12 protein-coding genes are annotated in these 13,861 nt (G+C 34.9%); 8 read left to right on the top strand and 4 right to left on the bottom strand.

The genetic code is table 11. The annotated features are described in order from the left end of the window. Positions 1-68 precede the first annotated feature (68 nt). The 4 genes from MHH44_RS10170 (at position 69) to spoIIP (ending at position 2,778) form a co-directional block, all read left to right on the top strand. Complete coding sequence (locus MHH44_RS10170) at positions 69-683, top strand: kinase (protein WP_340798486.1); 615 nt, start codon at positions 69-71, stop codon at positions 681-683. Between the two features lie 146 nt (positions 684-829). Beyond that, positions 830-1,105, top strand: a complete 276-nt coding sequence (locus MHH44_RS10165; protein WP_445683039.1) for a hypothetical protein — start codon at positions 830-832, stop codon at positions 1,103-1,105. Between the two features lie 253 nt (positions 1,106-1,358). Further along, the gene (locus tag MHH44_RS10160; protein ID WP_340798485.1) at positions 1,359-1,898 is read left to right on the top strand and encodes an RNA polymerase sigma factor; all 540 of its coding nucleotides are present in this window, start codon (positions 1,359-1,361) and stop codon (positions 1,896-1,898) included. Next, positions 1,888-2,778: a stage II sporulation protein P gene (gene spoIIP / locus MHH44_RS10155; RefSeq protein WP_087617246.1), complete on the top strand. Its 891-nt coding sequence runs from the start codon at positions 1,888-1,890 to the stop codon at positions 2,776-2,778. Before MHH44_RS10160 ends, spoIIP begins: the two co-directional genes overlap by 11 nt. 420 nt (positions 2,779-3,198) lie before the next feature. On the opposite strand, the gene MHH44_RS10150 is transcribed toward spoIIP, so the two are convergent. After that, positions 3,199-4,716: a transglutaminase domain-containing protein gene (locus MHH44_RS10150; RefSeq protein WP_340798484.1), complete on the bottom strand. Its 1,518-nt coding sequence runs from the start codon at positions 4,714-4,716 to the stop codon at positions 3,199-3,201. Between the two features lie 18 nt (positions 4,717-4,734). Then, the gene (locus tag MHH44_RS10145; RefSeq protein WP_340798483.1) at positions 4,735-5,274 is read right to left on the bottom strand and encodes a GNAT family N-acetyltransferase; all 540 of its coding nucleotides are present in this window, start codon (positions 5,272-5,274) and stop codon (positions 4,735-4,737) included. Between the two features lie 544 nt (positions 5,275-5,818). Here MHH44_RS10145 and MHH44_RS10140 point away from each other — a divergent pair. From MHH44_RS10140 to MHH44_RS10125, 4 genes are all read left to right on the top strand, one after another. Beyond that, positions 5,819-6,157 carry a DUF485 domain-containing protein gene (locus tag MHH44_RS10140; protein ID WP_008408769.1) on the top strand — a complete coding sequence of 113 codons (339 nt, stop codon included), beginning with the start codon at positions 5,819-5,821 and terminating at the stop codon, positions 6,155-6,157. 2 nt (positions 6,158-6,159) lie between these two features. After that, positions 6,160-7,710 carry a solute symporter family protein gene (locus MHH44_RS10135; RefSeq protein WP_008408771.1) on the top strand — a complete coding sequence of 517 codons (1,551 nt, stop codon included), beginning with the start codon at positions 6,160-6,162 and terminating at the stop codon, positions 7,708-7,710. 492 nt (positions 7,711-8,202) lie between these two features. Next, complete coding sequence (locus MHH44_RS10130; protein WP_008408773.1) at positions 8,203-8,529, top strand: DUF485 domain-containing protein; 327 nt, start codon at positions 8,203-8,205, stop codon at positions 8,527-8,529. Then, the gene (locus MHH44_RS10125; RefSeq protein ID WP_008408775.1) at positions 8,526-10,070 is read left to right on the top strand and encodes a solute symporter family protein; all 1,545 of its coding nucleotides are present in this window, start codon (positions 8,526-8,528) and stop codon (positions 10,068-10,070) included. Before MHH44_RS10130 ends, MHH44_RS10125 begins: the two co-directional genes overlap by 4 nt. 106 nt (positions 10,071-10,176) lie before the next feature. Here the strand turns inward: MHH44_RS10125 and MHH44_RS10120 are convergent, their stop codons facing one another. Then, entirely contained in the window at positions 10,177-10,680 is a 504-nt protein-coding gene (locus tag MHH44_RS10120; RefSeq protein ID WP_008408777.1) for a 4'-phosphopantetheinyl transferase family protein, read from the bottom strand. A 180-nt stretch (positions 10,681-10,860) separates the two neighbouring features. Beyond that, positions 10,861-13,812: an amino acid adenylation domain-containing protein gene (locus tag MHH44_RS10115; protein ID WP_340798482.1), complete on the bottom strand. Its 2,952-nt coding sequence runs from the start codon at positions 13,810-13,812 to the stop codon at positions 10,861-10,863. Positions 13,813-13,861 lie beyond the last annotated feature (49 nt).

The following is a 13,861-nucleotide window of genomic DNA, read 5'->3' as shown; positions in this document are numbered from 1 at the left end:
GGAATATAATTTTGAGTAAAGAACTTAAATAAAAGTACAAATAAAACAGCGAAGGAAATTTAATTTAAATGAATAAATATGATAACTTGATTCTTCAAATTAAAGAGGGATACGAAAAACATAATAAAACAAGACCTTATATCATTGCTTTAGATGGCTTATCTGGTGCTGGCAAAACAACACTTGTAAGTCAGCTCAAAGGGATTCTAAAAAAATTGGTAATTATTCATATCGATGACTTTGTTGTTGAAAGAGACAAGCGATATGATACAGGGCAGGAACAATGGTTTGAATACTATCAATTACAATGGGATACCGAATATTTAAAAGAACAGCTCTATCAAAAAATACAACAAAACGTTTCGCCTTTTAAATTGCCTTTTTATCAAAAGCAAGAGGATACTCATGTCATCAAAACAATTAATTTATCAAGCAATAGCATTGTATTAATTGAAGGCATCTTTCTTTTACGAGACGAATGGAAAAATTTTTATGATTACATCGTTTTCTTAGATTGCCCTAAAGAAATAAGATACGAACGTGTACTTCTACGTGATACATATATTGGAGATTTAGAAGCAAGGTTAAAGAAATATAACGAACGATATTGGGTAGCAGAAGAATACTATTTGATAAAGCAAAAACCTTTAGAACTAGCTGATTATATTCAAAAATTTATCTAAATTCCTATTCAAAGTTATTCAGCAATTTAGAAAAATAATGGCTGCACTACACGTAAACAAAGTGGCATCATAAAAAAGTAAAAATGAAATAAAATTGACTTTGATTGAAATACTTAGAATAAAAAAGAAATACGTGGTGATGAAACATGGATGTTGTATTAACAGAAGAAATGGTATTAAACGATCTTATAAATACGTGTAATCGTGATTTTGGATTTAAAATATTTGACGCTACACCAATAAAACGGGGTTGGTTAAACTTAAAGTGGAAAATAACAACAGATACTGGTGTCTATTTAATCAAGCAATACAACAAGGAACGATACAAAAAGTATAACCATGATGAATTATTAATAGCTTTCACACAACAGATGCAATTACATAATAGTTATTGGTACGTATTGGATTTGGAAGGTAAATAGATGATATTTATTATTGAATAACTTATGGAAAGGGAATCTGTTATTCAAATAACAAAGGCATAAATATAATATTGTCTTCCACAATCGTGCGCTATTCTAAAGAAGAATGGCGTTTTATTTTATATCTTTGCCAGAACTTAGGGAGTACCGTGTAATAACCCTCTTACTACTACTAAATTTTTAAAACAAATAATTGTAACCTTTTTCCAAGATCAAACGAATAATTAGTGAATATACAATGAGGAGGAAAAGCTTGATTGATTTAAACGACTTAGAGTCCAGTATTGTTGAGGTCTACAATGATTATTATTTAGACGTATTCAGATTTCTAGTTTGCTTTACAGGAAATCAAAATGATGCAGAGGACTTAACACAAGAAGTTTTCATTAGATTATTAAAAAATCTAAATCATTTTAAAAGCGAGTACAATCTAAAAACATGGATATTTTCTATCGCCAAACATGTAGCAGTTGATCATTATCGAAAAAAGAAGTTTTTCTCCGTTTTTAAGGATGGATTCTTCACAAGATTGGAATCAAACTGTAAGAAGCCTGATGAAGAAGTGGAATTTAATGAAATGGAACAGTTTGTACATGATGCCATTTCTAAGTTGAAACCAAATTTTAGAGCGGTTGTTATACTTCGCGGCATTAATGAATTTACCATAAAGGAGACCGCTGACATTTTACAATGTAGCGAACCGAAAGTGAAAGTGGATTACCACAGAGCCTTGAAAGACTTAAAAAGAAAAATGAATATTGGTATTGAGGAGGTATTGCCCAATGCAAAATGATAAAGAACTATTTAACATGATCAAAAAAGCTTATCCTCAAAATCCAAGTAAAGAGTTTATTACAGAAACTGAAAATAAACTTAGGAGGAAGGCTGAAAACATGAAAATAAAAGGGGCAGTGAGAAGAACTTCTGCTATATATAGCGGTGTTTTACTTTTCACATTAGCATTTTCATGGTTATTCTTATTCAGTGGAAAAGAAGTAATTACAAATGTTCTCAGTAATCACGGAGACAAATCTTTATCAACTATTGCTACAAATGAAAATAATCCATTAGTGTTTATTTATCAATCGCATAATCAAGAGGCATATAACGTAAAGGTTCCCAACGAGGCATTTCGTAAGACGGATAATGTTACTATGGTCGGAATGCAATTAAGTAAAGCGTTGGAAGAAAAAAATATTTTCGCTATCCATGATGATACTGATATTTTTGCAGTCTTAGAAGAACGTAACTTAACATTTAAAGATTCTTATAATGTTTCGCGGGAAAATTTGCAGGAAACATTAAAAAAACATACGAGCATAGAAATGGTTTTAGATATTCATAGAGACAGCCAAGAACGAAAGTTTACAACGGTAAATATTGATGGAAAAGACTATGCAAAAATTGGACTTGTTGTATCAAAAATTAGTGATAATTATAAAGAAAACAGAGAGTTTGCGAACCATCTACATCAAAAATTAGAAAAGCTATACCCAGGAATATCTAGAGGAGTAATTGAGAAAGGTGAAAATCCAAGGAACACATATAATCAAGAAATTCAAAAGCAGTCTGTATTATTAAATATTGGTGGAACTGAAAATACAATGGAAGAGGCTTTTAGAGCTACGGATGCTTTAGCTGAAGCTATAAAAGAAATTGTACAGGAGCCATAAAACAACAATCGGGTACGATGGTTGGGCAAAACAGTTAGAAAATGATCAAACTTTTTTTATAAAACGGAAACTTATATATGCAAGAGAAGAATCTATTTTGATCAAAGTTTCTTTCAAAATGCATTATTCTTTTTTACCGTAAATTACGGGTTTGTGAGGCATTTTTGATTAAACTTTAAAAGTCTCGTCCAATTTTTAATCAAATGGTATTACAAAGACAAGAAAGTCTTGTGCATGTACAATGATCGAGGGAAGTCTACAGTGATCCACTTATAGGAATATTAAATAGGGACACGGTCATAATATATATTATAGGAAGTTAAGTCTCGTTTCAAAAGTATACTTATAATAGTGAGACGAAATACGTTTTTTAATGAAATGACCATAATATAACCGGATTCATATATTATGGTCATTTGCTTACTTTTTCAGTTGGATCGTTACGCTTTTAAACAGCTGTATATAAATAAAATTTTCATCAGTAAAATACTCTAACGCGTTTTGTTTACTTAACTGCTGCTCCAAGCCTGGTATTAACGCGGTTGGCATTTTCAATTGTGCCGGCTGATGGAATTCCACATTTTTTCGTTTACTTGTTATTTGTATATGTAAACCTCTATTAATATATATATCTACTGTTAATTGTTTGCAACGATCTTCTACAATCAATTCGATTCCATCCGCGCTTTTAAACACCATTGGCTGACAATCCGCTTGTTGTTCAACTGATGCTACCCAGCTGTCCCCAAATGTATTTAACGGGACTTCCAAGCGATTTTCATCCGTTTCAACTCTTAGTGAATCTTCACTTTCTGTATCCGCTGAAAATAACTTTTGAATACTATCTGTCGTTTCATCTGCATACAAGACTTCCAATGTTGTTTCAGTTTCATAGATTCGTATAACTGGTTCCGCGCTTAACTGCGTCAATTCCTCAGCAGCAATTTCAAATTGATACAAATAGCGATTATGAGAATCATTCCTGAAATATAACAATCCATTTATAGAGAAACAAAATTGAATGTTAACAGGAAGTTTCTGTTTAGCCTGTAATGGATAATTCGCCAAGTTCATTTCATACAAATGACCATTTCCAGGATGCGGATAATATACACTAGTATTGACGATACAGCCATCATATAAACGATGAAATGCTTCAAATTTAGTACTCGTACAAATGGGATAATGATTTTCATTCCATTCATGATCAAGACGCATTTTCTCATCCCCAACTAAAAAATAGCGATAGCGAACTTCTCTGCCTGGAATAGAACCGATATCATCCCAAGTCACGTCAACATGATACCAATGCCCATCAATTTGCACCATATTCCAAGCATGTCCCTCTGTTCCCTCACCCGCCGCTTTTCCAATCACATAATAACAAGGGATCTCCAAAACTTCCATCATCTTTTCAAACAAAAGCGCGTATGCCATACAAACACCGTGTTTTTCGTTCATAAACGTATATACAGCAAACGGCGAACCTTCTGTATGACGTTCATAGCTATACGTTCTAGCAATATAATCATGGACAATTAAAACCTTTTGCAACATCGACATGTCGGCATGAATTCGCTTCTTTAAAATGGCTTGAATTTCATCAACCATCCATTTTTCTTCCTGACGTGACAGCCGGTAACGCATCGTAAACTCCACTTTAATACGATTTTTCGTTAATTGGCGATATTTATAGCTGCGCTTTTCACAATGTTGGGTATAAAATGGCTGTTCTAAATGGCACTGGTCAAAAGCTTCCTTCATTAAATCATCGATTGGCATAGGCAGCTGGCCGTTAATATGCAGCGTAAATTGCCTGTCCATACGCTCTATATGGGCAATAAGCGCCGGCAGCAATTGTTTCGCTGTAATGGTTGTTGTTTTGATTGAATTTCCTTGCCGTTTATATTGTTCATAGCTTTCAAAATATGTTTTCACAATATGTCGATACTCCTCTTATAACGCTTCCGTTGGGTCTTCTTCAAATGAATTGAGCTTAACATATATTTCAACCTTTTTCCCGTCCATTTCAATTAATTTCTCCAATTGCATTCCGTTTTTTAATGCAATCTTTTTAGATCCTTCATTACCTACTTGTATTGCTGAAATATAACGGTGCAACCACATTTCTTCATCTGCGTATTTTGCCAATGCCTGAGCTGCTTCAAATCCATAGCCTTGTCCCCAGTAAGCGCGTTTAATCCAGTACCCAAGCTCAATTTCAAATGTATCATCAATAACTTGTGCAACAAGCCCTGCATGACCGATAAAATCGCCCGTTTGACGTTGGATTAATTTATGTAACCCATAATCATCAAAATTACGGTACTGTTCCATCATCCGTTCGATTAAACGAATTGCATACTGTTCATCTTTTGTATGTCCATTTCCAATAAATTTCATCATAAATGGGTCCGAAACAAGGTCAATAACATGCGCAAGATCCTTATCTGAATACCGTTCAAAAGTTAATCGTTTCGAATTCAAATTCAACATGCTGTCCCTCCATTTTAATATATTTTTGATTCTTTATTTATAATATCCCGGGTTTTTTCTAACACATAGTCAAAATATTAATATTAAACTTTCAATTTTTGTAAATTACAATCGATTTTTTCTACAAATTAAAATCAATAGGTTAAATAAAAATTTTTACATGTTAAATATATCAAATTTTTACTATCACTTTTGTGTTATATTACAATTTGCTGGATTGCTTAAAAAAAGCGAAAACTACAAATATTTTTAGTAGCGAAATATAATATTGTGCTTCATGTAATTTAAATTCTACCTAAAATATGTTTTTCTTTACTTTCATTTTCTTGAATAATAATCTACTGTAAATTTAAAACACCACTTCTTCTATTTTATCTCCTTAAAACTTGATAATTCTACTTCATTCCCTTTTTAAACATTCCAAGTTTTCAGAAAAAATGTTATTGCATTATATTCTCCACCCTCTTACAATGAGTACTATTAACGGGTCCAAAGCGTAATATGCCGTTTAAAACAGAATAATTTTTCATAAGGGGGAATTCCGTTGAGTCAATTAGATAACAAAATCTCAGCGAAATGCGATGGCATTAACTATGATAAAATCGATCGCATGGAAACATTTAATCAGTTTGTAAAGAAGAAAAACACATTTTTATTCGGAATAACTATAACATTTTTGACATTTTACCTCTTATTACCGATCCTGGCATTTACTTCTGTGTTACAACAGAAAGCTGTCGGTAATATTACGTGGGTATGGGTTTACTCGCTTGCCCTATTCATTATGACCATTATTTTATGTACACTCTATGTAAAAATGGCATCAAAATTTGATAAAGCTGCAGCTGCCGTTTTACAAGAATATGAAAAGGCAGGTGCATAACGATGAATCTTGTTTCAGCAGGTTTCTTTATTGGTATCGTCGGTTTAACCTTGATTGTTACATATATCGCGGCTAGGAGAACTTCTTCAGCAAGTGATTTCTATACAGCTGGCGGTGGTTTAAAAGGTTGGCAAAATGGGTTTGCCATTGCTGGTGACTACTTATCGGCAGCTGCATTTCTAGGAGTTTCCGGAGCGATTGCATTAACAGGCTTTGACGGCTTCTTCTTCTCTGTCGGATATGTCGTTGCAAATTTAGTTCTACTATATATAATAGCAGAACCGATGCGTAATTTAGGACGCTATACTTTGGCTGATATGCTGACAGCGCGTTTTAATGAAAAACGGATTCGCGGTGTAGCTGCTACAGGCACAATCATTATTGTAATTTTGTATATGATTGCCCAATTGGTTGGTGCCGGCGCGTTAATTAAGCTTTTATTCGGTATTGAGTATTGGATGGCTGTTTTAATTGTAGGGGTCATGATGACGACGTATGTACTGTTCGGAGGAATGACGGCCACGAGCTGGGTACAGATTATCAAAGCAGGTCTGTTATTGTTCGGTACAACACTATTGGCGTTTTTAGTATTCTCGAAGTTTGATTTTAATTTAGTGAAAATGTTTGATACGGTTAGCACAAATTACGGTGACGAGTATTTAGTACCTGGTATGAAGTATACATCTACAATCGATTCGGTTTCGATGATGCTTGCATTAGTGCTCGGTACATCAGGTTTACCACATATTTTAATGCGTTTCTTTACGGTTAAAGATGCGAAAACGGCGCGTGCATCGATTTCATGGACAACATGGATTACTGCGATTTTCTTCTCGCTGACAATCTTCTTAGGTTTTGGTGCAATGCACTTCGTCGGGTTTGATAAAATCATCGCAGAAAATGCTGCGGGTAACACGGCTGCCCCGTTGTTGGCAGAGTTTTTAGGCGGCAATATTTTATTATCATTTATTTGTGCGGTTGCGTTTGCTACTATATTAGCGGTTGTATCCGGGTTAGTATTAACAGGTGCATCAGCGATTTCGCATGACATTTATGGTGAGATTCTTAAAGACGGGAAATTAACAGAAAAGCAACAAGTATTAGCAGCTAGAATTGGTTCGATTTCCATTGCAATTGTTTCTATCATTTTGGCATTATTTGCGCAAAGTTTAAACGTTTCATTCCTTGTATCCTTTGCATTTTGCATCGGGGCTTCGGCGAACTTACCAGTTATCCTTTACACGATCTATTGGAAGAAATTCAATGCAAACGGCGCGGTTGCAGCAATGGTTACCGGTTTAGTATCTTGTCTTGTATTAGGTGCGCTAGGCCCTAACATTTGGAGTCCTACAGGAAATGCGATTTTCGTAGGCGAACCACTCGTGAACTTAGCAGTACCTGCCATCATTACAATTCCTTTAAGTTTCTTTGCAGGTTATTTAGGTTCTATATTAACAGCACATAAAGTGGAACGTGCAGAGTCGGAACGTGTTTATAAAGAGATCCGCGTCAAGGCACATACAGGTATTTCTGTACAAGATGTTTCTCATTAATTATTATAAGAAAGTAAATTAGATGAATAGATTAGAATGATAGAAAACTGTCTCGAAAATATTTACTATTTTCGGACAGTTTTTTGCTTTTTTATACCACTTTTTTCATGAATATAACTTTTTGAATATACTGAATTCATATTTTTGTAAAATAAATTATTTTTTAAATATTACTTTTACTTATAGAAATGAATAATATTTTCTTATAATTAAATTTCTGATTTTTTGTAATACTTTAATGTTTAGACCCCTTCAAACCCATATAACATATACCTTTTCACCAATTACCCAAAATATAACATTTTAATATTCTCCCCTTAATGTATTATTTTTTCTCTATTAAACTTATTTTTGCAATAAATTTTTCCCCATAATTTATTTAAAAAGTGTTGCAATTTTGTTACAGCTAAAATAGAATGAAAATGTAAAATCCTAAAAGCAGAATTTTACGTACATTAAGCAGTAATAATTATCACAAATGGGGGAATGTTTATGGGGAATAATCAAAAGCCGATTATTGATTATGAGAGAATTGCATCGCAGCAATCTTTCAGGCAACTTGCAAGAAAAAAGAATTCATTTTTATGGTCGATTACCGCAATTTTTTTAGTACTTTATATGTTATTACCAATCTTAACTTCGTTTACAGAAATCTTACATCAAAAAGCGATTGGTGATATTACATGGGTTTGGCTCTATTCTGCAGGTTTATTCATAATGACTTGGGGATTAGCTCACTTCTATGTAGCACGTGCTAATAAATATGACGCAGAAGCGAGAGCAATTATTGCGGAATATGAAGGAGGTAAAAGCAAATGAGTTTTACAGCGATATTCTTCTTCGTAGCAATCGTAGGTTTAACTTTAGTCATTACTTGGTGGGCGTCTAAACGTACATCTAGTGCATCAGACTTCTATACAGCTGGCGGTGGTTTAACGGGCTGGCAAAATGGTCTGGCGATTGCTGGTGACTATCTATCAGCAGCATCATTCTTAGGTATCGCCGGTTCGATTGCATTATTCGGTTTCGATGGATTCTTCTTCTCGATCGGTTACCTTGTAGCCTATTTAGTAGTTTTATATATCGTAGCAGAGCCATTACGTAACTTAGGCCGTTTCACATTGGCGGACATGATTACAGCTCGTTTCGATAAAGCAAAAGTTCGTGGTACAGCAGCATTATCTACGATTACAATTGTATTGTTCTACATGATTGCCCAGCTTGTAGGTGCAGGTGCCCTTATTCAATTACTGTTAGGTATTGAATACTGGATGGCGGTACTTTTAGTTGGTGTCATGATGACAATTTACGTATTATTCGGTGGTATGACAGCAACATCTTGGGTACAGATCATTAAAGCATGTCTATTAATGTTAGGTACTGTTATTATTTCATTCTTAGTATTAGCAAAATTCGACTTCTCTATCGCTACTATGTTTACTCAAATGACTACGGTAACTGAGCATGGTGAAGCTTACTTAAATCCAGGTTTACGTTATACAAATGGTATTGATACAATTTCAATGCTGATGGCGTTAGTACTTGGTACAGCAGGTCTTCCACACATCCTAATGCGTTTCTTCACAGTAAAAGACGCACAAACAGCTCGTTCTTCAGTAATTTGGGCTACTTGGATTGTTGGTTTATTCTATGTATTAACAATTTTCCTTGGTTTCGGTGCAGCAGCATTCGTTGGTAAAGACGAAATCGTAGCGGCGAACCCGGCAGGTAACATGGCTGCCCCACTTTTAGCGCAAGCGCTTGGTGGCGACATTCTATTCTCATTCGTGTGTGCGGTAGCATTCGCGACAATCTTAGCGGTAGTAGCAGGTTTAGTGCTTTCAGGTGCATCTGCCCTATCACATGATATTTACGGTCAAATTATTAAAAAAGGTAAAGTTACTGAAAAAGAAGCGGTTAAAGCAGCTCGTATCGGTTCAATTATTATCTCAATTGTTTCAATTCTATTAGCTTTAGGTGCTCAAACATTAAACGTAGCATTCTTAGTATCATTAGCATTCTGTATTGCGGCATCAGCAAACTTACCGGTAATTATCTACACAATCTACTGGAAACGTTTCAACACATCAGGTGCGGTTACAGCAATGTTAACAGGTTTAATCTCTGCATTAATTTTAGTTGCCGTATCTCCAAACGTATGGAATCCGGTGGAAGGTAAAGCAATCTTTGTTGGTGAACCGTTAATTATGTTAACGAACCCGGCATTAATTTCTGTACCTCTTGGCTTCTTAGGCGGATTTATCGGTACATTAATTTCTAAAGAAAGAAATGATCTGAAATACCGTGAAGTTGAAGTAAAAGCTCAAACAGGTATTTCTGTACAAGACATTTCTCACTAAAATAACCTTCCTTACTTTGACGAGTTGAGGATAAACGAATCAGCCTCTAACACTGTTAGAGGCTGATTTCTTTATATATCTACTATTTACTACAAATGATTAAGGATTATTGAGCACTCGTATATAATTTCAAAACGTCTGAACAATCTTCATAACACACGCTCATCGAAAGGTTGTTATATGTAAATGAAGAAATATTGTAATCAAGAGCATAGCTATTTAATTCACACATATTTTCATGAATGCCCTCGCCTGTATATTTTAAAATCGCTTCTTTCCTCGTCCAAATCTCTGAAAACAGAGTGCCCGCGTTCAATTTGGTTTTTTCCTGTTCATGTAAAATCCAACCGTATAATGATTCCTCATAAGGGATTATCAAATGTTCCGCATCGATCCCAATATTCCCGATTGTACTGATTGCAACTACTAAAAACCGTTCTGTATGGCTCCAATTGATAAATTTTTCTTCACCGATTATATAAGGCTTGCCCCTTTCATCTTTTCGAATTCGAATATTAAATGTACTCTCAATAAGGTTTGATGCCCAATTACCTTTAGGCTCATCAGTATTCACGTTATTTTTCCAATCTTCAATAATATAAATATTCAAGCACTCGCTTCACTCCAATAAAAAAAGTAGGCCATGGCCCCTACAATATAGTGTATATAAACACATAAAAGAAATGTTCTCCATTTTAGAAAAAAAGCACCGATTTCATGTTAGAAAAGACATAAAAATCGGTGCTCCAATCATTTAGTTATAAGCAGTTGATAGCCCCCACGCCTACATTTAAGCCATAACTGTTTCTTTAATAAATCCGACTGCAATAGCATGGTTGATTAATTTACCGATGTACTCTTTATTCAATACAGGAATGTTTGTAAGCTCGAGTACCTGCATCGTGTTATTGCTGTCATAGACAGCGTTTGAATCGTTTGCACCGTCACCGTCAAGTTGAGCAACCGCTAAGTTTTTAACTTCCTCGCTCATTTCGTCACTTAGAATATAGGCGTTGTAATCTTCTTGTTCAATCATTGTAATATCGAAGTCTAGTTCATTTAAAACGGCGATCAATTCTTCAAAGGTAATTGGGTTTGGATGGCTTACATGATACACTCGCTGAGAATTATCTGTTTTAAGTACGGAATTTACAACTACTTCGCTTGCAAAGTCAATTGGTGTGAAATCCACTTTCCATAATACTTTCGGAGCCTTCTTGCCTAGAATCATTAGTTTTAACATACGGTAAAAGGCATTTGCGTCAATATTGCTTTGGAATTTCCCATCACTATAACGACCTACTAAATTCCCCATACGGTAAACAAAAACTTGTTTGTTTTCTTTAGCCTTGTCTAATATCCACTTTTCCGCAATCATCTTAGTATCCGTGTACACACTTTCTACGGATAAACCTTCTGGCATTTCAGTAGTCCCTTCTAATAAACCCCATTTTCCTTCTGCCAGTAAATCTTCAACAACACCAACAGTCGAAATATGGTGGAATACGATTGCTGGGTTTACATTTACTAATTCAAAGATATTTTGCGTACCTTGTACATTTATTTTTTCGAAATGCTCTCGATCCCCAAAGTGACGTACATCAGCCGCACTATGAATAATAGCATCAATGCGTGTTGCTAAGTCCTTAAATTCTTCTTCTTTTAATCCTAAATACTTTTCAGTTAAATCACCTTTTAATACAAGGATATTAGAAGAAACCTCTTTGTTGAAGAAATATTTCACTGTATCGCTTACACGCTTAACTGCATCTTCTCCACGTACAAGCAAAATCACTCTTTTTCCTTCCTGTACAAGCTTGTCGGCAATGTGACTGCCAAGGAAGCCGGTAGCACCCGTTACAAGCACTGTTTCAACTTCAGGTAATCTTTCAGTAACAGCCATTTTCGGATATTCAGTAAGCTGGGTAAATTCCTTTTTAAACTCACGAGCACCTAACATCGCATCGGCTTGCACCTTAGCAGCTAAATTTTCAACTGTTTTTAAATCGAAGAAATCTTTAATAGAAATTGTGCTATATTTTGCTTTTAATTTTGATAAAATCGCAATAATTTTTAATGAGTGACCACCAATATCAAATAAATCATCCGTTACACCGATGTTTTCTAATTCCAAAACGGCTTTCCATGCAGCTAAAATATCTGCTTCAATCTCATTTCGCGGTTCTACAATCTCACCTGTTTTAAGCAATACGACTGGATCTGCTTCAAGCAGCTCTAACTTTTTACGGTCTGCTTTACCAGTAGGCGCAAAAGGAATATCCTTGATTTGTTTAAGTTTCGATGGAATCATATAGCTTGGTAATGTTACTTTTAAATTTTCAACAATAGAATTGAACGATAACTCTTCATCCGATGTGAAGAACCCTTTTAATGTTTTTTCGCCGTCTATAACTTCAACGACGACTACTGCATCATTAATTCCGTCAATTTCATTCATTCGTGTTTCAATTTCAGCGATTTCAATACGATGGCCGCGAATTTTGACTTGCGTATCTTTTCGAGAAACAAATTCAATATTACCGTCAGCCAGGCGTTTTACTAAATCGCCTGATTTATACAGCATTCCGCCATAAATATTCTCGTCAAAAGGATTTTTAATAAATGCCTCTTCTGTTTTTTCCTTATTATTTAAATAGCCTAAAGAAATCCCTTCCGATGCAATCCAAAGTTCTCCTACTTCATCTGTTTCACAGACTTTTCCTTCTTCACTGACTACATAAAGTTTTGTACCCGGTAAATCATCACCAATCGGCACACTAAATACAGCCTCAGACAAGTTGTTTGGCACTTCATAACACGTTACGATCGCTGTAGTTTCTGTTGGTCCATATAAATTAAAGAAACGAATTTGTTCCCCGATGCTTGACTTGAACTTTCGAGCTAAATCACCTGTTAATAATTCACCTGCAACACCTACGATTTTTACACCTTTGAAAATGTCTAAATTTCGCTCGTTCACATAGTTTACAATGCGATTAAAGAATACGGTTGGAATCGCCGGGATAATAGAAATGTTCTCACGTTGGATTACTGATAAAAAACCTTCTTCTGACATACGCTCCGCGTCGTCAATCAAGTATAATGTGGCACCGCTATATAAAGAGGCAAACGTATCTAAAATGGAAGCATCGAAGCTGTATGTAGCAAACTGCATAATAATATCTTCATTTGTTATCGACCATTCTTTTAACATGTAGTTCATTAAATTAATTACGCCGCGCTGACGGATTAAAGTTCCTTTCGGGTTGCCCGTCGTTCCGGAAGTATAAATAACATATGCTAAATCGTCAATATCATCATCTGTGAACTCGATATTTACGTGTTCTAAATTTTTAAGGTTCTCCATTAACAAGAAATTCGTATTTTCTGTTACCATCCCTTGGATGCTATTTAAAAGATTTCCGCTTGTGATAATGTTCGCTGATTTTGTATCGTTAATAATGTACTTGTTACGCTCTACCGGATGTGTAGGATCAAGTGGTACATACACACCGCCCGCTTTAATAATCCCTAAGATTGAGATGACTGTTTCCATACTGCGCTTCAAGTAAATGCTGACAAATTCCCCTTTCTGCAAACCATTTTCTTTTAAATGGTTGGCAATTTTATTTGATTCTTCGTTTAGTTCTTTATATGTAATTGTTTTTTGGCCTTCTTTAATAGCTGCTGAATCGCTGAAACGCGCAACTACACTCTTAAACTCTTTTAAAATGGTATTCATTATGTTTTTCTCTCCTTGACCGCTGTAAAGTTATTTATTTTGAACAGGG

Origin of the sequence: Solibacillus sp. FSL K6-1126 (assembly GCF_038003445.1) — a bacterium.
Taxonomy (GTDB): domain Bacteria; phylum Bacillota; class Bacilli; order Bacillales_A; family Planococcaceae; genus Solibacillus; species Solibacillus silvestris.
Note: the sequence above shows the minus strand (reverse complement) of the source record. Positions and strands in the feature narration are given on the sequence as shown.